This window comes from Bacillus sp. FSL P2-0099 (assembly GCF_038007445.1).
GTDB classification, from domain to species: domain Bacteria; phylum Bacillota; class Bacilli; order Bacillales; family Bacillaceae_G; genus Bacillus_A; species Bacillus_A mycoides.
The window spans coordinates 2,842,133-2,859,953 of the sequence record NZ_JBBOXE010000001.1 but is presented as its reverse complement, the minus strand read 5'-3'; the positions used below and the strand labels follow the sequence as shown (position 1 = coordinate 2,859,953).

The following is a 17,821-nucleotide window of genomic DNA, read 5'->3' as shown; positions in this document are numbered from 1 at the left end:
GCTTGCGGGTTTTCATCGTAAACAATTAATAAATATGATAAAATTAAGAGGTAACTTATGGTACGGTTGGTTGTTCAATTATCACTTCTCCAAAGTAGGAGGGGGGTGATAATAAGTGAGTGAAATTGCGTTGTTATTGCAAGGTGGACTGTTTCTCATTGCATTGTTAACGTTTATTGTCGTCTTAATTGACAAGCTCAAAAAATAACAACCCACCTATGCCTATAGAAAGTGGGTTGTTGTGTTTGTACGAAACAAATAGGATAAATGAACAATCCAATCTGCTAAGTTACGTGGACTAGTGTGTAGCCGCACACTAGTCTTTTTTATTTATATACAGGTTTTAATTGTTTTATGTGATTGTATTGTTCTTTTCACACTCATTATAACACAGTGTCTTTTCATGAAGAAAGGAGACCGTATGTTCCTATATGGATTAAATAGAACGTGTAGTTTCTTTAAATAGCCCATCCATATACTGTTTTAAACTTTCCACAAAAAATCCTTTTTTGTCTACATTATTTACGCCGACAATTGGTGATGGAAGATTGTATCTTTTTTCTGATAAATGAACAACAACATCAAAAATATCAAATAGGCGAATGAAGCAGAATAGACCGTCTTTATCACTAAGTAAAATAAAGTAATGGTTTTCGCTCGTTGTATTTAATGTATTCCATAAAGAGCTTTTGCTTAAGTCACGAACGATACTCTTTTCCTTTAATTCCATGAAATCGGCATTTAATAGAATGGTAGAAATATCAATCGCATCTGGATCGTCAAAGTAGCCATCAATTGTTTGTACAGCAAAAGTATAAGCCATTTTTAATACACTCATTTTATATTTACGGTTATCTAAAAGCAATTCACGTTGAATAGAACTAGCTACTTTTGTTACGCGCTCTTCTTTCCAAATTTCATTATGTAATGAAATATCGTGCTTTTTACATAGTTTCATAATTAATGCATTGGAATAAAGTATCTCATCACTTACTTCGACTACATCTGTCTCAGCGGCTGCTAGCTCCTCACCATGTTCATTCGTATAGAGAGGGGAATCGATTTGTTTTTTCATTTGCTCAATCTTATATTGACTTAATTTATGTCTAATTAAAGGACGATCAATATTTGTTGTCATATGTTCATGACATGAATCACAAATTGAATTTATGAAATAATATCCACATAATATCTCTGGAATGACATATTGTTCACTAAGTTCTTTCGTATCTTTTCTGCAAATGATGCATTGTGTCATATTTATCACCTTTACCTGCAAATTTGTCTGTAATCTCATTGTAGTGTATTTAATGGGATTTTGGAATATTGTAAAGGAAAATATTATGTGAAATCTAAGTTTAATTTGGTACAATGAAGAGAAGTGCTAGTTTAAAGGAGGACGTTTTTTTGAAATCGAAAGTGCACTTTTGGACATTAGAAGTGCTGATGGTTGTAGGAATTATATTTATTTGCACAAAAATATCGTTTCTATTTCAACCGATTGGTATCTTCATATCAACATTATTTTTCCCAATTTTAATCGCGTTATTTTTATACTTCATATTTAACCCATTGTTAGTCTTTTTGGAGAATAAAAAAGTACCTAGAGGTCTAGCGATTTTACTACTGTATCTTTTTATCATCACATTAACTGGAGTTGCTATTGGAGTAGTTGTTCCAACCATCTCACAACAGTTAATGGATTTAGTAAAAAATATGCCGACTTACATAAAAGAGGGAAAAGTATACATACAAGATCTATCCCATCATAGATTATTTGAATGGCTATCTACACAAAACTACGTTTCCATTGAGACAATTGAGAAAAATGCAATTGAATACTTAAAGGAAATACCAAACACACTTACGTCGAGTGCAACGGCTTTATTTGGTATTATCACGAACGTGGCGTTAGTTATCTTTACAGTACCGTTCATTTTATTTTATATGTTTAAAGATGGACATGCATTTCCAGGAAAAGCTGTTAGTGTATTACCAGAGTCTTACCGTGAAGAAGGACTTCGTATCATAAAGGAAACGAACGAAACATTATCTGCATATATTCAAGGTCAAGCGCTCGTTTGTATGTTTATTGGTGCCTTTACATTTACTGGTTATTTAATCATCGGTTTACCGTATGCTTTCGTTTTAGGAATTATCGCAGCATTTACAAATATAATTCCGAACTTAGGTCCATTTATCGGAGCAGCACCAGCTGTCATTATAGGTCTGTTCGTATCTCCGATGCAAGCTCTGTACGTAATTATTATAGTAACAATCGTACAACAGTTTGAAAGTAACATCATTTCACCGCGTATTATGAGTTCAAAATTAAATATCCATCCGTTGACAATTATCATCCTTATTTTAGGGGTAGGTAATTTCGCGGGAATTATCGGAATGATTTTAGCAGTACCAGCTTATGCGGTAACAAAAACAGTTGTTTCGAACTTAGTGAGATTGTTTAAGACGAAACGAAGTAAACGGAAATAGAATATGTTGAGAAAGATACACCGCTTAATAAAAAGGGGTGTATCTTTTATTTTTTAGTGTATGAAATACTTATTATTGTATATTTTTTACACATCAAATCAGGCGGTGAATTTTTGTTAAATGAACTATGTGGAATCCCTCTGAACTATCCAAATCATTTCTTTACACCGCGTTATTAACATCATAATCGACTCCTTTCATTTCTAATATAAGTTCAAACAATTATAGGTGAGTGTAGTACTTGCTTCTACGATCACGAATTTCATCTATAATCTTTTTATACTGTTCCTCTTGTTTTACTTCATTTGCAGATATAGTTTCTTTTTGAATCGTAATGGTTAAAAAGAAAAGGTGAAACTTCATACATGAATTCCTCCTTTCGAATAGGAATTACAGGTGACTACAATAATGACTTTGTCGTTCTTTTACGTTGTACATAGCCTGCTCAATTTGTCGGTCATGAAGCATATCAGACTCAGACAGTTTGTTTTTTTGAATGGTAATTGTTAAAAATAATACTCTGAATTTCATTGGATATTACCCCTTTATAATTTATTTAGTAAAGACGATTGTAATAAGAGGACTGACGCTCTTTCACATCATCCATAATATTTTTAATTTGTTGTTCACGAGAAATTTCATCTTTTGAAAGTTTACGCTTTTGAATGGTAATCGTTAAAAAGAAAGCTTTAAATTTCATTAGGATATTACCCCTTTATAATTTATTTAGTAAAGACGATTGTAATAAGAGGACTGGCGCTCTTTCACATCATCCATAATGTTTTTTATTTGTTGTTCACGAGAAATTTCATCTTTTGAAAGTTTGTTTTTTTGAATGGTAATCGTTAAAAAGAAAGCTTTAAATTTCATTAGGAAATTACCCCTTTATAATTTATTTAGTAAAGGCGATTGTAATAAGAGGACTGACGCTCTTTTACTTCGTCCATAATAATTTTAATTTGTTGTTCACGTAAGATTTCAGCTTTTGAAGATTTACGTTTTTGAATGGTGATAGTTAAAAAGAAAGCTTTGAATTTCATTAGGATATTGCCCCTTTAAAAAAAATTTTAATACATTTGTGTATAATACGAACTTTTAATGTCCGTTATTTTATCCATAGTTTGTTTTAATTGTTGTTTACGAAAGATTTCAGCTTCAGATAACGTTTTTTTCTGAAGTGCTGTCGTAAAAAAGAAAATATGAAAAGTCATGGACGAATTCCTCCTTTCGAAAAGGAATTACAGGTGATCGCAATAAAGCACTTGGCGCTCCTTAACATCATTCATAGCTTTTGTAATTTGCTCATTATGAAGAATTTCAGCTTTGGAAAGTGTATTTCTTTGAATCGTAATACTTAAAAACAATACGCTAATAGTCATCGAATGTTGCTCCTTTCTTTAAAAAATAATGTATGAGACTAAAAAATCGCACGAAAAAGCCACAGGAAGATATCGTTTTCCTATGGCTGGGCGTGAAAAAGCCACAGGAAAGTATACGACCTCCTGTGGCGAATTTATGAATTAATAGAAATAAAGTACGATTTTCAATTCTCCGTTAGGGTGGTCGAATTCATATTTAATTGTCCGAAAAACACAGGTGCAGTTAACGCTAAAGTTAAAGCATGTAATTGTAATTTCATCATTTCCTTCGACCTCCTTTTAGAATATTTTTCTTACGTTAGTAATTATATACAATTAATGGATAATTGTAAACGTAAAAAGTGAAAATTTTTAATTTTGATTAAAATGCGTATATTTAAAAGGGCTTTTTAAAGGATACATTGTATGGATTGGATAATAAATAGAACGTGGGGGTGTCTAATGAAGTATATGAATAGAATAGCAGGTATTATGCTAACAATTTTATTAGTTGTTACTGCTTGTTCTAATGGGGAGAAAATAAAAGAAATATCACATATTGAACCTGGGGCTTTTAAAAAATATACGGGGACATACGTTGGAAATAATTCCGATGTGTTTGCGATTGTTAAAAACTTACCTGGTGGTGAAACAGTTCAAAGTATAAATTTGAAAAATGAGAAGATCGCGGTGAAATACGGTGAGAGAAAGAACGGTAACTTAACAGAAGATATCATTGAGACGTATTGGTTTGACGAAAAGGGTACGATGAAAAAGAACTTTCTCTTTAATGCTATTTATCTTGCAGTTTTAGTACCGAATGCGAAAGGGTATGAGTTTCAGATTGAAAATCAAAGTTTTGCATTAAAAAGAGAAGAACTTTTACCCATACTGTATAAAGAATTTAATGATTTGCCAAAGGATGATCTTATATGGAATAAGGGAATCGTAATGAATTTCTTTTACGGTAATCAAGAAAAAATAGAAAAGCTAGTTAATAATAAAGATTTTCGAAAGCAATTTTTTAATGAACATCCTGTGCGGGAATTTAAGTGATATGGAGGAAGATGTGGTTATTTTATGATTGAAAATACGGATATTTTTTAAAGGGAGTCATTCAGTATCGAATGATTCTTTTTTTTGATGAAAATTATGGAAAAAAATATACCGTTGTGCTATGGTTAATTACATAAGTAATGAACCTATGAACCTATGAACCTAAGGTGGTGAAATCGTGAAACCTACTCTAGAACAAAATAAGTTAATATACATACAAATTGCAGAAACAATTGAATCTGATATTTTAAAAGACATATTACTTGAAGAAGAACAAGTTCCGTCGACAAATCAATTTGCGAAGATGTTACAAATTAATCCGGCTACAGCTGCAAAAGGAGTAAATCTACTAGTAGATGAGGGGATTTTATATAAAAAGAGAGGGATCGGGATGTTTGTTACAAAGGGAGCAAAAGAAGTCGTACTAAAAAAAAGACAAAATACTTTTATGACCGAGTATTTACCTAAAGTGTGGGAAGAAGCAAAAGTACTAGAAATATCAAAAGACGAATTGATGGACATGATACACAAAATTACGAAGGAGGGGAAAGAGGGATGATTGCACTTGAAACGAAAAACTTGTCTAAAAAATATAAAAAGAAATTAGCTGTTAACGAAGTAACTATTTCATTGGAAGAGCATAAAATATATGGTTTGCTTGGAAGAAACGGAGCGGGGAAAACAACTTTATTAAACATACTCGCAGGTCAGATTATTTCAAGTAGTGGAAGCGTATCTGTATTTGGTGAAAATGTATTTGAAAATAGTAAAGCGATGCGAAATATTTGTTTCGTAAAGGTGAAAGAAAACATTAATTTAAGTAGTAAGGTAAAAGATGTTTTTTATTTGTGTAACATGTTTTATGAAAATTGGGATCAAGAATATGCTGAGGAACTTATTAAAAAATTTCAATTGAATGCAAAAGAAAAGTATTATGATTTATCCCATGGTATTCAAACAATTGTTGGTATTATTAAAGGTTTAGCTAGTAGAGCACCAATTACTATTTTTGATGAGCCGACTACCGGTTTAGATGCAGCACATCGAGAGTTGTTTTACGAATTACTATTGGAAGATTATAGTGAATATCCACGAACAATCATCTTATCAACACATTTAGTTGAGGAAGTGTCCCATGTTATAGAAAATGTAATCATATTAAAAGAAGGATCATTAGCTGTTCAATCCTCTGTGGAAGATTTTTTAGAAAAAGGACACATAATATCAGGACATAAAGATAAAGTGACAAATTTTTTAATGGGGAAAAATGTTGTAAAACAAGAGTTGTATGGGAATAAAGAGATTTCTGCGATATGGGGAGATCTTTCTGCTAGAGATTATGAGCTGATAGAAACTGAAGGGTTAGAAATAGACAGAGTAACACTGCAAAAACTATTTATTTATCTAACAGATAATGAGGTGAAATGAAAATGCTTTTAAAACAATTAAAGTTACATATGAAATTTCATTATAAGGCTATTCTTATCTTTTGGTGTGTGGCATTACTTATAAAATGGACAACAACTGCAACTGATATAAAGGGACTAAAGGTAGCATTTTTACATGATATATTCAATAATTCATCTATTGCAAACGCAATATTTATTGTGGCAAGTGTTTTTCTTGTTCAAGATGACATATTTCGTACAGTTGTCTCATTTGGCGTTACTAGATTACAATTCTTTATTGGTTCAGTATGTTTTATCATATTACAATCAGTAATTTTTTCATTTCTACAAGTTTTGCTTTTACAAGGTACATTTTATGAAACGAAACATATAAATTTAGGAGCACATACAATCGAACAATTCTTTGCACAGTTCGTGTTCTATCTATTATTAGCTAGCTTATTTCAATTAACAACTATTTTTCAGAAAAGATTTAATTGGATAGGCTTTGCTTTTAGTGTGATTTTTTTCTTGGGGTTGACGAGTACAATTTATGGTAAGGTAGGTTTGAAAGAATTGGTATTTATTGATAGTAAATCGTTACTTGATATACCCAATTTTATATCAATTTCGATAGTACTTATTTTAATATACTTTATAATTAGCGCTCTATTTATTCGTAAAGTTTCTTTTGAGGATACGATTTAAGCACAAATACTTTAAGAGAGAAGGAAGACTGTATGGGAGATACTTCTTCACTAATAACCGTCTTTTTATGCGTGGCACTGCTAATTTTTTGGCGACGATATCGTTCTATGTATAAGCCGATAAAGGGAACGGGAAAACGTATTTTGTGGCCATTACTATTTTTAACACCGGGTATTTTATTGTTTTTTGGTCCAGTACATCCAGCTATATTACAAGTGACTATAGCAGGATCCATTGGGGTGATTTTCGCAATCCCACTTATATTTCTAACAAACTATGAGCGAAGAGAAGACGGAAACATTTATACGAAAAAAAGTGCTGCCTTTTTAATTACTTTTATCGGAATTGTTATTTTAAGATATAGTTCAAGACAATATATCGTTGGCTTAGATCCGCAAATAATTGGTTTATTATTTTACGTCGTTGCGGTGTCTTATATTATTCCGTGGAGAATTGCTTGTTATATAAAATTCAGGAAAGTTTGGCGCGGGAATAGTAATCATGTGATATAAAAATAAAAACTTCTCATTTGAGAAGTTTTTATTTTTATGGGCTATTTGCTTGTAATACAAGTTTCGAAACATCTTTAACAGAACCTATTTCAAATGCCCTCATACGAGCATTTACTGCACGTTTAAATTGCTCTGTTTGAGGTGTCGCTCCTGTAACAGTTGGGAGAAAACATAGCACAGAGTTAGCAACTGAAATAGCGAAGGATATTCCTAGTTTTCATGAGAAGTTAAATTGTGTAATTGATAGAATTAGTGTGGAACGAATTGGTGAGAATGGAGAATCAATTATTGAATTTGAAGTACCATTGCAAAAAAGCTGACAAAAGTCAGCTTTTTTATTTCGAACTATGAAGTAAAGCACCAATTGCACCACTATAACCGCCGTCTTGTAAAAAGACTGGTATTTTGTTTTGATATTCTGTATAGCTACTAATAATATTTTGAAGATGTACGTTATTACATAGAGTAGAACCGATGTAAATGATATGGTCAATATTTTTTGCTTCGGCGAATTGAAGACTTAATGCTGTGACGACTTCACCGACAAGTCCTTGAACGGTAGCTAGTATATCTGAACTACTATAATTTGAGTCTGTAATGGTCGCTTTTCCGAAATTGCTAGCAGTTAAGTTATTATCAAGAGGGGAGAGAATCCCGCCATAAATATCTCCAACTGTAATATCTAGACTGTTTCTTGAACCAATTTTCGTAAGCGGAATCACGTCTTCAAAATGATCTATATTTGTTAATAGTTTTGAAAGACCCATAATAGTACCACCGCCAACTCCAGTTCCACCAGCGCGAACATATTGCTTGTCGTGAACATAGTGAATGGAAGTACCTGTACCGATATTTGTTAATACAAAGCTGTTTATAGCACGTTTTTCTTCTTTTAGTATGTATCGTACTCCTGCTAAAGTAGCTTCAAACTCGTTTAATTCTACTATTTTATATGAACTTGAAAGGAGTTGTTCTAACTGTGTAGCTTTACCACCTGTAATGCATAATTGTGTAATTGAATTATTATTATGAAGCCATTCTTTAATTCTTTCATGTTCATATGAATAAAATTTTTCAAAAACTAATTTGTTCATTTCGTTAAAGTAAGCAATTTTTGTTAATGTTCCCCCAGCATCAATACCAACAACATTCCGCATTTCCCTACCCCTTACTATGTAATCTGTTTAATCAGCTTGATATATTAATAGCTTTTCAATGGTAACGATTGATTGACCGTTTACAGAGGCAATTCCTTTCCCAAGAACAAAGCCTCGTCTGTTACGTGTTAATTCATAATGTAAGTCAAGTTTATCACCGGGATACGCATTTTCATGAAATTCCACCCCATCTAAAGAGGAGAGGAAACCAAGTCCTTCAGATTCACCTGTACTTACAAAAGCACTAAGTTGAGCCAGTGCTTCTACAATTAGCATATGAGGCATATAGTTTTGATTTTCATTAATAAACCACTCGTTATTTGTGATCAGTTTGTATCCTGTAGCTGATTGAGATTCTTTAACGTTTGTAATTTTATCAATCATTAAAAATGGATAGCGATGGGGAAGAGTATCTTTAATATTCATATCGTACCTCCAGGAATAATAATACCCCTGCTAAAGTTAAGCAGGGGAGTTATTATTAATTCTTAACTAATTCTTCTATTTTTTCAATAGAGAAAATACCGCTATTTTTAATGTTTTCAACTGCTTCTTGTAATACTACTTTATCTTGAACAAGTGCAATACGTACAAAACCTTCGCCATGAGGACCAAATGCATGGCCTGGTGTGACAACGACATTTGCACGATCCATAAGTGCATAAGCGAACTCTAGCGAAGTCCACCCTCTCGGAATTTCAGCCCAAACGAACATACTTCCAGCTGGTTTATTGACATTCCAACCGAATTTGCGGAATCCGTCCACTAAAGTATCTCTACGTTCTTGGTAAATTCCACGGTTTTTTTCACAAAATGCAGCGCCGTGTCGTAATGCAGCGGATGCAGCTTTTTGAATTGGTAAAAACACACCGTAATCTGTATTAGACTTAAATTGCGTAAGCGCGCTGACAATTTCTTCGTTACCAATCATATAACCAATACGGCTACCAGCTAAACTATAACTTTTAGATAAAGAATTAATTTCAACGCCAACTTCTTTTGCACCAGGTACAGATAAGAAGCTAATTGGCTTTTGACCATCAAAATAAAATTCAGCATAAGCAAAATCATGGACAACGATAATATTATGTTTTTTCGCGAATGCGATTACATCTTTAAAGAAATCTTCATGTGCCATTGCTGGAACTGGATTTCCTGGGAAGTTCAAAATCATCATCTTTGCTTTATTGGCGATTTCTTCAGGGATAACTTCTAAGTTAGGTAAGAAATCATTTTCTTTTTTTAATGGCATGTAGTAAGATGTTGCACCGGCCATTTGAATTCCTGTTTCATAAGCTGTATATCCTGGATCAGGAACTAGTATTATATCTCCCGGATTTGCAAAAACCATAGGTAAATGAACGAGTCCGTCTTGTGAACCCATTAATAATAAAACTTCTTTTTCAGCATTTAATATAACGTTATGAGTGTTGTTGTAATATTCAGTTACAGATTCGTGAAATTCTTGAATACCAGATAATGTATATCCGTAACTTTCTTTTGCACTTGCTGTATGTACCATTTCTTCTCTCACAAAATCAGCAGGAGGCATATCAGGATTCCCGATACTTAAATCGATCATTTTATGACCTGCTGCAATTTTCTCTTTTTTATAGGCCCCTAATTCACTAAATATAGAAGATTGGAATGCTTTCATTCTAGTTGCTAAAGTGTAAGTCATCAAAACCCCTCCTAAAAACAGTGTTTTCTTTCTGCATTTTTAATTATTCTGAAAACACATGTTTACATTTTATCATTTTTTTATGAAAATTAAAACGATTGACAAATTTAGAGGGAGGATAATAAGGGGAAATATAAAAATAACGTAGAAAATATTTTCTACGTTATAAATGAAGATTAATTGTTTGTTTTTTTATATGTACATGTGTTTTCAGTTGTAAAAAAGTATACATTTAATTCATTATCGACAACTTTTAAAGATTGATCCGATGTAAACGAGTTACCATAATCAATACGATACACGTTAGAATTTTTAACAAACGATCCTTTAAATAAATCCTCTTTTTTATTTGTTGTTTGCATTTCCACTAAATTGTGAACAACCTTTTCTTTCTTTTCTTCTTTCACAACTGTTTCAAATTTATAATATACAGGGCATTCACCTTTTTTATTATCAATGACTTCCCAAGAGCCGTATATATCATTATTGCTACATCCACTAAGTAGAACGATTAATATAGGGAAAATAAATAGAAACTTTTTCATTGTGTACTCCTTTCTTATTCGTTTTTATAAACGTGCGAATACGATAGGAATATTGTAAAAAATAAAGTTTAAATTTTCATAAAGAATTTTTAAATTTCACATAAAAATTTGGAGAAAGGTGAGATTTTTAAAATGAAAAGGCATGAATCTAGTGTAATGCTAGATTCATGCCTAGTACTCTATCTTATGTTATGTTTTTTGAGGATAAATGAAGCGGAAAGAAGAATGACAATTCCATTTACAATATATACATTTAAAATAACGAAGACTAGGTTAGCTACTCCCAAACCACCTTTATCGAATATAGATGTGAGTGCTGTAGTAGTCAAAAAGATAATGGGAGTTAACAATAAAAATAGGAAACCTGCAACAATCCTTCTTTTAAAGTTATTTTGAGATAAGGAAATGGCTAAAAAATTAAGGACGCCAAACATGACCAATGAAAAAAGAAGGATAATTAATAATTGGATGCCATAAGACATTTCCACAGCTCCTTTTTGAAAAATCTATAATTTATTTTATTCGAAAGTAGTAGGGGATACTCCTTTAAATATTTGAACTACATAAAGAAAATAGATTTTAATCCTTGAAATTCAAAAAGAATGGACCCAGTAAAATACGGGATCCATTCTTAAGAAGTATTAGTTTTATATATTCGCAGATTGTGACGTTTGTTTTTTAAATTGTTTCTGCTTAGATAAGGAAATAAAAATAATCAACAACGAAATAACTCCGAAGATGAGAACCATATATTGTAACCCAATCGTATCTAAGAAGAAGCCAGTTCCAAGTAAGACAATTTGGAACATAACTCTTTCAAACATATTACGGAATGAGAAGAGACGTCCGTGATAGCTTTTTTCGACTTTCGTTTGGAAAATTGTCGACATAATAGGGAAGAAGCAGCCTACACTAAATCCAAACAAACCAAATGAGGCAAGTGCCATCCATTTAATATCGCTAAAGAACAACGAAAGGTGTGCAAAAGCGGTACAAATTGCGAAGAAGTATAGTAACTTTTCAGGTTTGAAATGATCAGATAAACGTTTAATAACGAAGGCACCTAACATAAATGCTACACCTTCAATTGTATATATGAATCCTTTAATCGTTGGGTCATGTTGCATTTCGCTAATGTTAATAACCATTAAATTGAATCCAGCTATAAATAATAGAGGGATAATACTTAATATAAGTGCTGTAAAAGCAATAGGAATTCCTTTTAAAATACGAAATACTTCCATAAAACTATTATCTTTAGCTGATTGTTTACTTGATGTAGCGGATTTTTTATCTTCAAATTGTAGGAAGAAAGTTGAGAGGAATAATAAAGCGTATGCTGCCATTGAGAAGGCATACATATACTGTAAACTCATTACAACTAAAAGAATGCCACCTAGTGAAGTACCTGCAATACGAGCGATTGTACCGATATTCATATGTACACCGTTCATTTGTAATAGCTCATGTTCATTAACGATGAGTGGAATTACAGATTGTAATGCAGGGAAATAAAATGCCGCGGAAATTTGAAGTGCAATCATAAATGCAATCATGAAAGCGATACTTTCATATTGAATAGCGAAAAACATGAAAATAACACTAATAACACGACCAAATCCAGCGTAAAGAAGAACTTTCTTTTTTTCATATTGATCAATGACACGCCCAGCCATTGGGCCGACTAGAACACCAGCTAACAGTCCGATAAATAATATAACGGATTTCATAAAATCAGAAGGGACGTATTTTTGCATAAATTCAAGATTACCAAGAATACCAAGCCATAACCCTAGACCAGCAATAAACTCCCCAATTAATACGATCCAAACATTTTTATTACGCCACATAATTTAAACCTCTCAGTCTTTTAAAATTAACAACTCGTATATAAAACCTCCTAATTTATTCATTATTTTTTAACGCGCTTTTTTTAGAGTCAGAGTCTATATTACGTGTTTCATTAGTGAATTTCAATCTTTTTGATTTGTTGAAAATTTGATTAATTATATGATGAAATAAGTAATTCAAAATGTGAAAAACTCTTGATTAAATACAAATTGAAAATAAAGAAAAACATAGAGAAAATAAAAAAGTGAGAACGTAGTTACTACGTCTCACTTTTCTCAAATGCAACATCAAACAATAGATTCCTTTAGCAACACTTATGATCTTGTCCAATAGCTAAACCACTAAAAGATAGAGGGCCAACAACGTCTGCACTTGCAGCATTTGTTAGATTTTCCACAGTTAATGAATATTCGTGAGTCCCGCAGCTTACATCTTTATCAATAGCTTGAAATGTTTGAGCGTAGAATTGCTCTGAATCTGTAGATTCAATACCTACTTGCGTGTTGAAAATTTCAGTGTTGTCACGGAAAATTCTAAATAATATTTGTGATATATCAGTTATACCTTTAACTCCAACTGTAGCGATTAATTCTACTCGATTATTACGTGAATCGCTTCTTGAAATTTTTAATTTAATATTTGCTAGAATTGCTTTGTTTGGGGAATGAGGAATTACAAAAGTTGTTTCACCTGTTTTATTTATTGGTTGAGTAGCTTGGTAATCAATGATATGAGTCATGTTCGTCACCTCCTCATATACTAAAATATGAAAGTAACGATGAATTAGCTTGGACATATACTATAAGATGTTAATAGAATTGAGGAGTAATGTTGAATAAAGAGAGATAATATAAAAGCATCAAGAAAAAACCAAATTATGAGAGTCATTTTTTGATGCTTTTCATACTTTAGGCAGAATATTCTTCTTTACGTACTTCGAAGAATTCATTCCGGCGTAAGTAATTAAAAATTTTTTCCGAAACCTCTTCTTCATGAGACACTAAGAATCGTTGATCAAAAGCATAGAAAGATTGACCTTTAATTAGTTTTACGTAGTATATTTTACACGCCTCCTTTAAATTAGGATTCTTAAATACTTTATATTATGATGACCTATCTGGTTGTTAATAATACTTAAAGTTTCAAAGGGGAGAAGTATAAATTCAAAAAAACATTGAAATAGCTTACAAATCTGTAATGTTTTTGTCACCTTTACCGATAGTTAAAATTAACCAGTATCTTCTATACTACAAATAGGTTCCATAAAACAAGGGGGTAGAAAGATGGAGGAAGTAATTGGAGAAGTTGTAGCAGGGATTTGTGAATTTGTAGTTGAAGTTACGGTGGATGTTTTAGGAGATTTAGTTTCCGGAAATGATGAAGAGAAAGAAACATTATAAAATTTGTAAAAAGGTTTAAAGATAAACAATGTGTAAAAGCTGATTTCTAAAGGGAAGTCAGCTTTTATATTTTTTACATTATATTAATAATATCTAAATATTAACCTGTTACGATATTAATGAAATCAATAAAGGAGCTGACCGATATGAATATGCCGAATTCTAGATGTGATGTACCTGATTCTAATACGATTGTAGCGAATATAAATGAAAAAGAATATCACTTTATAGTTCGTATACATCCACTTGCAGGAAAGATGATAGCGCTATTTGAAAATGGGAAAGAATATGGATTGCTTGATAAGGAAATCGCTAGTAGGGATAAATTTATTAGGTCAGAGCTTACTAAGTTGAAGCATTTCAACATAGATATTCTTTATGATAGTCCTGGGTGGATATGGATTGGCATGGACCAATATGGATTGCATGCAAGAGAGGCTACTAATAGCGAAGTAGAAGTTATTGTGAAGTTACAGGGGGATTAGACGTGTAAGAAGATCCTCAAATTTAAGAGATACTTTGTGGGGTTGTGGGATAATTCCCCATAACCTTTTTTGTTTTGTGCTTAAAAATAAAAGAGTTAAATTTTTTTGATAGAAGGTCTCTAGTACAAGAGACGAGACTAAACTAAAAGAGGATTTGAAATTATATAAAGAGAACTTATAAATTAAATATAATACTTTATAGAAAGAAGATGATAAAAGTGAGTAAAGAAGAACTTGTGAAACAACAATTTGGTAGTAATGCAGAGAAGTATGTGAAAAGTAAAATTCATGCAAAAGGACTGGATTTACAATATGTAGTTCAGCAAGTTGAAACTCGTCATAATACTCGTCTTCTTGATATTGCTACTGGTGGTGGACATGTTGCTAATTTGTTAGCCCCAATGTTCAAAGAGGTAGTCGCTCTTGATTTAACAGAAAAAATGTTAGAAAAAGCAAAAGGTTTTATAGAAGGGAACGGACATGAAAATGTATCATTTGTAGCAGGACATGCAGAAAGGTTACCATTTGCTGATGAATCCTTTGATACAATTACATGCCGAATTGCAGCACATCACTTTGTTGATCCTTTGCAATTTATTTTTGAAGTAAATCGAACGTTAGAAGATAATGGGTTATTTATATTAATTGATAACGTTTCACCAGAAAATAATGAGTTTGATACATTTTATAACTTTATCGAAAAGAAGAGAGATCCAAGCCATGAACGAGCTTTGAAAAAAACAGAATGGATTACTTTATTAGAAAAACATGGTTTGCAAATGCAGTCATGTCATACTTTTGACAAGAAGTTCGATTTTGATTGGTGGTGCGATATGATGGATGTTCCTATGCAAAAACGTGTAAAGTTAACAGAGTGTATGATGAAAACATCAAATGAAATGCAAGAATTTTTCGAAATTCAATCTGAAAACAATAAAATAGAATCGTTTTATACTGAAATGGCACTGTTCGTATGTAAAAAAAGTTCAACATTAAAAAGATAAATTTCTTGCAGTCTTTCTGATGTACGATATACTTAGTACAGAGAAAATGAGAATTGAGGAATAGTAATAATGATTCGTGTACGTATTGAGGGAACTGAGGAAGAGATGCTTGAATTTTTAGAGAAAATGCCTGACATTCCTGGGTTTGAAAAAACACATATGAGAAAACCGAGAAAAGGGAATAATCCGAAATATGATTCAAGCAAAAGTATACTAGCATATTTATCTTATAAAAAGATTGAAGTCGCCAATAAATAGGCGGCTTTTTTTATTATCTCTGTTTCACCGCCTTGTCTTTTTCGCATAATAATGATAGTAGATTATGCTGGAGAGGGGTGAGGAAAGTTAATAAAAAAATAATCTTTTTCGGAGATTTTGGTATTGATGATGCAGTGACGTTAATTTATGCGAATAAAACATGCAAATTAGATATTATAGGTATCGTTGCAGAGTATGGAAATGTGTCAAGAGAAATTGTAACGGAAAATGTTTATTTTTTAGAAAGATACTATGCTACAAAAGTGAAGATTATTGAAGGTGCCAGTAGACCGATGACAGCTGAAGAACCTTTGTTTTTCCCTGAAATTCATGGGGATCACGGTTTAGGTCCAATTATTCCACCGAAAATGAGAATTTGTGACAGAGAAAATTTTTGTGAATTGATTAAATTAATTGAGCCTTGTCCAGAAGATATTATTATAGTCGCGACGGGACGATTAACAACACTTGCAACATTATTTTTATTGTACCCCAATTTAATGAATCGAGTATGTTCTTATTATATAATGGGCGGTGCTTTTCTATTTCCGGGAAACGTTACACCTGTATCAGAAGCTAATTTTTACGGTGATCCAATTGCCGCGAATATCGTTATGAAATATGCGCAGAATGCTACAATATATCCGTTAAATGTAACGCAGCGTGCTCTTATCACCCCTGAAATGGTCGATATTATTGATAAAGAAGGAACAGGGCAGGCGAAACTCATAAAGCCAATGATCGATTTTTATTACGAGAACTTTTACAAAAAAGAATATCCAGGTATTGCTGGGAGTCCGATTCACGATTTACTTCCGTTCATTTCATTTATAAATGATGATATTTTTGAATATAAAAAATCAGCAGTTTGGATTAGTACGACGAATGATGTAACGAGAGGTCAAAGTGTTGCAGATTTTAGAAAAATAGCTGAGCCAACGACGTTTGATAATCGTCCTATACAAAAAATTGCCGTTGAATTTAATTATCAAGCGTTTAAAGACGAATTTATGAGAACAATATTGAAGCCAGATTGTCCTTAAAAGGGTGAGCAGATTTGAATGATTTTCATAAGACGAATAACTTACGAAAAATGTAACATAACTAATGGTAAGCAATTGTTTCTGATTATAATTTTTATTGGTCAATTATAAAGGAGGAAATGATATGATTTGGTCTTTAATCGTTGGTGGTATATTAGGATGGTTTGCAAGTTTAATTACTGGGAAGGATGTACCTGGTGGTGTAATCGGTAATATTATTGCAGGTATTGTCGGTTCTTGGCTTGGTACAGCGTTACTTGGTAAATTCGGACCTGTTATAGGCGGATATGCGATTGTTCCGGCTTTAATAGGCGCCATTGTTTTGATTTTCATCGTAAGCTTTATATTCCGTGCAATGCGGAAATGAATACAGGGGACTGTTTACATTTGTAAGCAGTCCCTTTGTATTATGTTGTCTAATCTGTTATGCTACTGTTATACAATCAGGAGGTGTCAGCATTGAAATCATTTACAGTAAATTTTCATCAAGAGGATAATGCAAAGGCAACAACAGTACATAAATTAAGTGAAGAGGACTTCGAGAAAGCAACAGAAAAAGGTACTCGTCATCTATTTGATTTAGATACAAACGTTGGTTTCTTCGTATTCTTTGATGCTGAAGATACAGAAGGAAACGAGCAATACTTAATGTTACAATATGAAGGAGATCATGAAGAACCAAGTGCTTGCTACGGATTTGATTTGAAATTGTTCTATCAATTTTTAGCACTATACTTAAATGATCTTGAATTCCAAGGTGAGACAAATGAAGAAGAGGAAGAAAATGGTCCAATTCATCATTTAGCGCACTTACTTTACCATATCGTTGAAGACGGTAAATCTATCGAAGTGTAAAAATACATATTTGAAGCTGTCCTTTAA

30 protein-coding genes and 1 pseudogene are annotated in these 17,821 nt (G+C 32.3%); 14 read left to right on the top strand and 17 right to left on the bottom strand.

The features are described from left to right. The first annotated feature begins 115 nt into the window (after positions 1 to 115). Entirely contained in the window at positions 116 to 208 is a 93-nt protein-coding gene (locus MKY90_RS14650) for a putative holin-like toxin (protein ID WP_001289318.1), read from the top strand. A gap of 228 nt (positions 209 to 436) precedes the next feature. On the opposite strand, the gene MKY90_RS14645 is transcribed toward MKY90_RS14650, so the two are convergent. Beyond that, complete coding sequence (locus MKY90_RS14645) at positions 437 to 1,258, bottom strand: HNH endonuclease (RefSeq protein WP_000189680.1); 822 nt, start codon at positions 1,256 to 1,258, stop codon at positions 437 to 439. A 149-nt stretch (positions 1,259 to 1,407) separates the two neighbouring features. Here MKY90_RS14645 and MKY90_RS14640 point away from each other — a divergent pair, with 149 nt between their 5' ends. After that, positions 1,408 to 2,493 carry an AI-2E family transporter gene (locus MKY90_RS14640; protein WP_000837889.1) on the top strand — a complete coding sequence of 362 codons (1,086 nt, stop codon included), beginning with the start codon at positions 1,408 to 1,410 and terminating at the stop codon, positions 2,491 to 2,493. Between the two features lie 222 nt (positions 2,494 to 2,715). On the opposite strand, the gene MKY90_RS14635 is transcribed toward MKY90_RS14640, so the two are convergent. From MKY90_RS14635 to MKY90_RS14605, 7 genes are read right to left on the bottom strand one after another with little or no spacing between them, the layout of a single operon-like run. After that, positions 2,716 to 2,856 carry a YrzI family small protein gene (locus MKY90_RS14635; protein ID WP_002065956.1) on the bottom strand — a complete coding sequence of 47 codons (141 nt, stop codon included), beginning with the start codon at positions 2,854 to 2,856 and terminating at the stop codon, positions 2,716 to 2,718. 27 nt (positions 2,857 to 2,883) lie between these two features. Continuing rightward, complete coding sequence (locus tag MKY90_RS14630; RefSeq protein ID WP_000672237.1) at positions 2,884 to 3,024, bottom strand: YrzI family small protein; 141 nt, start codon at positions 3,022 to 3,024, stop codon at positions 2,884 to 2,886. A gap of 25 nt (positions 3,025 to 3,049) precedes the next feature. Continuing rightward, a complete protein-coding gene (locus MKY90_RS14625; RefSeq protein ID WP_002013394.1) occupies positions 3,050 to 3,193 on the bottom strand; it encodes a YrzI family small protein in 144 nt (47 codons plus the stop codon). A gap of 26 nt (positions 3,194 to 3,219) precedes the next feature. Continuing rightward, positions 3,220 to 3,363 (bottom strand): YrzI family small protein, encoded by a 144-nt coding sequence (locus MKY90_RS14620; protein ID WP_113769283.1) that lies wholly within the window; start codon positions 3,361 to 3,363, stop codon positions 3,220 to 3,222. Between the two features lie 26 nt (positions 3,364 to 3,389). Next, positions 3,390 to 3,533, bottom strand: a complete 144-nt coding sequence (locus tag MKY90_RS14615) for a YrzI family small protein (protein WP_000668987.1) — start codon at positions 3,531 to 3,533, stop codon at positions 3,390 to 3,392. A gap of 27 nt (positions 3,534 to 3,560) precedes the next feature. Further along, a complete protein-coding gene (locus tag MKY90_RS14610) occupies positions 3,561 to 3,704 on the bottom strand; it encodes a YrzI family small protein (RefSeq protein WP_000142704.1) in 144 nt (47 codons plus the stop codon). 27 nt (positions 3,705 to 3,731) lie between these two features. Continuing rightward, positions 3,732 to 3,872 carry a YrzI family small protein gene (locus MKY90_RS14605; protein ID WP_000156202.1) on the bottom strand — a complete coding sequence of 47 codons (141 nt, stop codon included), beginning with the start codon at positions 3,870 to 3,872 and terminating at the stop codon, positions 3,732 to 3,734. 441 nt (positions 3,873 to 4,313) lie between these two features. Here MKY90_RS14605 and MKY90_RS14600 point away from each other — a divergent pair, with 441 nt between their 5' ends. From MKY90_RS14600 to MKY90_RS14580, 5 genes are all read left to right on the top strand, one after another. Then, complete coding sequence (locus MKY90_RS14600) at positions 4,314 to 4,907, top strand: DUF4825 domain-containing protein (RefSeq protein ID WP_098168362.1); 594 nt, start codon at positions 4,314 to 4,316, stop codon at positions 4,905 to 4,907. Between the two features lie 178 nt (positions 4,908 to 5,085). Beyond that, a complete protein-coding gene (locus MKY90_RS14595) occupies positions 5,086 to 5,466 on the top strand; it encodes a GntR family transcriptional regulator (RefSeq protein WP_000805182.1) in 381 nt (126 codons plus the stop codon). Next, positions 5,463 to 6,335, top strand: coding sequence for an ATP-binding cassette domain-containing protein (locus tag MKY90_RS14590; RefSeq protein ID WP_002168178.1), 873 nt, complete (start codon positions 5,463 to 5,465; stop codon positions 6,333 to 6,335). Before MKY90_RS14595 ends, MKY90_RS14590 begins: the two co-directional genes overlap by 4 nt. Next, positions 6,332 to 7,003, top strand: coding sequence for a DUF4052 family protein (locus tag MKY90_RS14585; RefSeq protein ID WP_176523435.1), 672 nt, complete (start codon positions 6,332 to 6,334; stop codon positions 7,001 to 7,003). Before MKY90_RS14590 ends, MKY90_RS14585 begins: the two co-directional genes overlap by 4 nt. Positions 7,004 to 7,035: 32 nt before the next feature. After that, positions 7,036 to 7,515 (top strand): CcdC family protein, encoded by a 480-nt coding sequence (locus tag MKY90_RS14580; RefSeq protein WP_098168360.1) that lies wholly within the window; start codon positions 7,036 to 7,038, stop codon positions 7,513 to 7,515. A gap of 34 nt (positions 7,516 to 7,549) precedes the next feature. Here MKY90_RS14580 and MKY90_RS14575 read toward each other — a convergent pair whose 3' ends face one another. Then, positions 7,550 to 7,693: a hypothetical protein gene (locus MKY90_RS14575; protein ID WP_157354806.1), complete on the bottom strand. Its 144-nt coding sequence runs from the start codon at positions 7,691 to 7,693 to the stop codon at positions 7,550 to 7,552. On the opposite strand from MKY90_RS14575, the pseudogene MKY90_RS14570 reads away from it, so the two are divergent. Beyond that, positions 7,668 to 7,835 (top strand): annotated as a pseudogene (locus MKY90_RS14570) (2'-5' RNA ligase family protein); the annotation flags it as partial. The gene MKY90_RS14575 and the pseudogene MKY90_RS14570 overlap by 26 nt on opposite strands. 15 nt (positions 7,836 to 7,850) lie before the next feature. Here MKY90_RS14570 and coaW read toward each other — a convergent pair. The 8 genes from coaW to MKY90_RS14530 form a co-directional block, all read right to left on the bottom strand. Further along, the gene (coaW, locus tag MKY90_RS14565; protein WP_002127820.1) at positions 7,851 to 8,672 is read right to left on the bottom strand and encodes a type II pantothenate kinase; all 822 of its coding nucleotides are present in this window, start codon (positions 8,670 to 8,672) and stop codon (positions 7,851 to 7,853) included. A 27-nt stretch (positions 8,673 to 8,699) separates the two neighbouring features. After that, positions 8,700 to 9,098, bottom strand: a complete 399-nt coding sequence (locus MKY90_RS14560; RefSeq protein ID WP_002127819.1) for a 3-hydroxyacyl-ACP dehydratase FabZ family protein — start codon at positions 9,096 to 9,098, stop codon at positions 8,700 to 8,702. A gap of 55 nt (positions 9,099 to 9,153) precedes the next feature. Next, positions 9,154 to 10,353, bottom strand: coding sequence for an LL-diaminopimelate aminotransferase (locus tag MKY90_RS14555; RefSeq protein WP_141506970.1), 1,200 nt, complete (start codon positions 10,351 to 10,353; stop codon positions 9,154 to 9,156). Positions 10,354 to 10,529: 176 nt separating this feature from the next. Beyond that, positions 10,530 to 10,898, bottom strand: coding sequence for a hypothetical protein (locus MKY90_RS14550; protein ID WP_002127817.1), 369 nt, complete (start codon positions 10,896 to 10,898; stop codon positions 10,530 to 10,532). 179 nt (positions 10,899 to 11,077) lie between these two features. Then, positions 11,078 to 11,380, bottom strand: a complete 303-nt coding sequence (locus MKY90_RS14545) for a hypothetical protein (protein WP_000120186.1) — start codon at positions 11,378 to 11,380, stop codon at positions 11,078 to 11,080. 165 nt (positions 11,381 to 11,545) lie between these two features. Next, complete coding sequence (locus MKY90_RS14540; RefSeq protein WP_002032512.1) at positions 11,546 to 12,748, bottom strand: MFS transporter; 1,203 nt, start codon at positions 12,746 to 12,748, stop codon at positions 11,546 to 11,548. A gap of 305 nt (positions 12,749 to 13,053) precedes the next feature. Beyond that, positions 13,054 to 13,488 carry an exosporium protein ExsC gene (gene exsC, locus MKY90_RS14535; RefSeq protein WP_002127816.1) on the bottom strand — a complete coding sequence of 145 codons (435 nt, stop codon included), beginning with the start codon at positions 13,486 to 13,488 and terminating at the stop codon, positions 13,054 to 13,056. Positions 13,489 to 13,657: 169 nt separating this feature from the next. Beyond that, entirely contained in the window at positions 13,658 to 13,810 is a 153-nt protein-coding gene (locus MKY90_RS14530) for a YqbF domain-containing protein (RefSeq protein WP_078179002.1), read from the bottom strand. Positions 13,811 to 14,295: 485 nt separating this feature from the next. On the opposite strand from MKY90_RS14530, the gene MKY90_RS14525 reads away from it, so the two are divergent. From MKY90_RS14525 to MKY90_RS14500, 6 genes are all read left to right on the top strand, one after another. Next, positions 14,296 to 14,634 carry a hypothetical protein gene (locus MKY90_RS14525; RefSeq protein ID WP_002127815.1) on the top strand — a complete coding sequence of 113 codons (339 nt, stop codon included), beginning with the start codon at positions 14,296 to 14,298 and terminating at the stop codon, positions 14,632 to 14,634. Between the two features lie 218 nt (positions 14,635 to 14,852). Beyond that, the gene (locus tag MKY90_RS14520; RefSeq protein ID WP_098168358.1) at positions 14,853 to 15,638 is read left to right on the top strand and encodes a class I SAM-dependent methyltransferase; all 786 of its coding nucleotides are present in this window, start codon (positions 14,853 to 14,855) and stop codon (positions 15,636 to 15,638) included. Positions 15,639 to 15,707: 69 nt separating this feature from the next. After that, positions 15,708 to 15,896 carry a DUF3970 family protein gene (locus MKY90_RS14515; protein WP_098168357.1) on the top strand — a complete coding sequence of 63 codons (189 nt, stop codon included), beginning with the start codon at positions 15,708 to 15,710 and terminating at the stop codon, positions 15,894 to 15,896. 77 nt (positions 15,897 to 15,973) lie between these two features. Next, positions 15,974 to 16,939 carry a nucleoside hydrolase gene (locus tag MKY90_RS14510; RefSeq protein WP_002013369.1) on the top strand — a complete coding sequence of 322 codons (966 nt, stop codon included), beginning with the start codon at positions 15,974 to 15,976 and terminating at the stop codon, positions 16,937 to 16,939. A gap of 124 nt (positions 16,940 to 17,063) precedes the next feature. Further along, positions 17,064 to 17,306: a GlsB/YeaQ/YmgE family stress response membrane protein gene (locus MKY90_RS14505; RefSeq protein ID WP_002013368.1), complete on the top strand. Its 243-nt coding sequence runs from the start codon at positions 17,064 to 17,066 to the stop codon at positions 17,304 to 17,306. Between the two features lie 92 nt (positions 17,307 to 17,398). Further along, on the top strand, positions 17,399 to 17,794 hold the full coding sequence (locus MKY90_RS14500) for a hypothetical protein (RefSeq protein WP_002084959.1): 396 nt from the start codon (positions 17,399 to 17,401) through the stop codon (positions 17,792 to 17,794). The last annotated feature ends 27 nt before the right edge of the window (positions 17,795 to 17,821 follow it).

What these genes read in the sequence shown, in the direction of transcription:
- MKY90_RS14625 (WP_002013394.1), bottom strand. Translation starts at nt 3,193, where the DNA reads ATGAAATTTAAAGCTTTCTTTTTAACGATTACCATTCAAAAGCGTAAA.
- MKY90_RS14590 (WP_002168178.1), top strand. Translation starts at nt 5,463, where the DNA reads ATGATTGCACTTGAAACGAAAAACTTGTCTAAAAAATATAAAAAGAAA.
- MKY90_RS14615 (WP_000668987.1), bottom strand. Translation starts at nt 3,533, where the DNA reads ATGAAATTCAAAGCTTTCTTTTTAACTATCACCATTCAAAAACGTAAA.
- MKY90_RS14645 (WP_000189680.1), bottom strand. Translation starts at nt 1,258, where the DNA reads ATGACACAATGCATCATTTGCAGAAAAGATACGAAAGAACTTAGTGAA.
- MKY90_RS14560 (WP_002127819.1), bottom strand. Translation starts at nt 9,098, where the DNA reads ATGAATATTAAAGATACTCTTCCCCATCGCTATCCATTTTTAATGATT.
- coaW (WP_002127820.1), bottom strand. Translation starts at nt 8,672, where the DNA reads ATGCGGAATGTTGTTGGTATTGATGCTGGGGGAACATTAACAAAAATT.
- MKY90_RS14600 (WP_098168362.1), top strand. Translation starts at nt 4,314, where the DNA reads ATGAAGTATATGAATAGAATAGCAGGTATTATGCTAACAATTTTATTA.
- MKY90_RS14585 (WP_176523435.1), top strand. Translation starts at nt 6,332, where the DNA reads ATGAAAATGCTTTTAAAACAATTAAAGTTACATATGAAATTTCATTAT.
- MKY90_RS14545 (WP_000120186.1), bottom strand. Translation starts at nt 11,380, where the DNA reads ATGTCTTATGGCATCCAATTATTAATTATCCTTCTTTTTTCATTGGTC.
- MKY90_RS14610 (WP_000142704.1), bottom strand. Translation starts at nt 3,704, where the DNA reads ATGACTTTTCATATTTTCTTTTTTACGACAGCACTTCAGAAAAAAACG.
- MKY90_RS14555 (WP_141506970.1), bottom strand. Translation starts at nt 10,353, where the DNA reads ATGACTTACACTTTAGCAACTAGAATGAAAGCATTCCAATCTTCTATA.
- MKY90_RS14515 (WP_098168357.1), top strand. Translation starts at nt 15,708, where the DNA reads ATGATTCGTGTACGTATTGAGGGAACTGAGGAAGAGATGCTTGAATTT.
- MKY90_RS14630 (WP_000672237.1), bottom strand. Translation starts at nt 3,024, where the DNA reads ATGAAATTCAGAGTATTATTTTTAACAATTACCATTCAAAAAAACAAA.
- MKY90_RS14620 (WP_113769283.1), bottom strand. Translation starts at nt 3,363, where the DNA reads ATGAAATTTAAAGCTTTCTTTTTAACGATTACCATTCAAAAAAACAAA.
- MKY90_RS14540 (WP_002032512.1), bottom strand. Translation starts at nt 12,748, where the DNA reads ATGTGGCGTAATAAAAATGTTTGGATCGTATTAATTGGGGAGTTTATT.
- MKY90_RS14505 (WP_002013368.1), top strand. Translation starts at nt 17,064, where the DNA reads ATGATTTGGTCTTTAATCGTTGGTGGTATATTAGGATGGTTTGCAAGT.
- MKY90_RS14550 (WP_002127817.1), bottom strand. Translation starts at nt 10,898, where the DNA reads ATGAAAAAGTTTCTATTTATTTTCCCTATATTAATCGTTCTACTTAGT.
- MKY90_RS14635 (WP_002065956.1), bottom strand. Translation starts at nt 2,856, where the DNA reads ATGAAGTTTCACCTTTTCTTTTTAACCATTACGATTCAAAAAGAAACT.
- MKY90_RS14525 (WP_002127815.1), top strand. Translation starts at nt 14,296, where the DNA reads ATGAATATGCCGAATTCTAGATGTGATGTACCTGATTCTAATACGATT.
- MKY90_RS14580 (WP_098168360.1), top strand. Translation starts at nt 7,036, where the DNA reads ATGGGAGATACTTCTTCACTAATAACCGTCTTTTTATGCGTGGCACTG.
- exsC (WP_002127816.1), bottom strand. Translation starts at nt 13,488, where the DNA reads ATGACTCATATCATTGATTACCAAGCTACTCAACCAATAAATAAAACA.
- MKY90_RS14605 (WP_000156202.1), bottom strand. Translation starts at nt 3,872, where the DNA reads ATGACTATTAGCGTATTGTTTTTAAGTATTACGATTCAAAGAAATACA.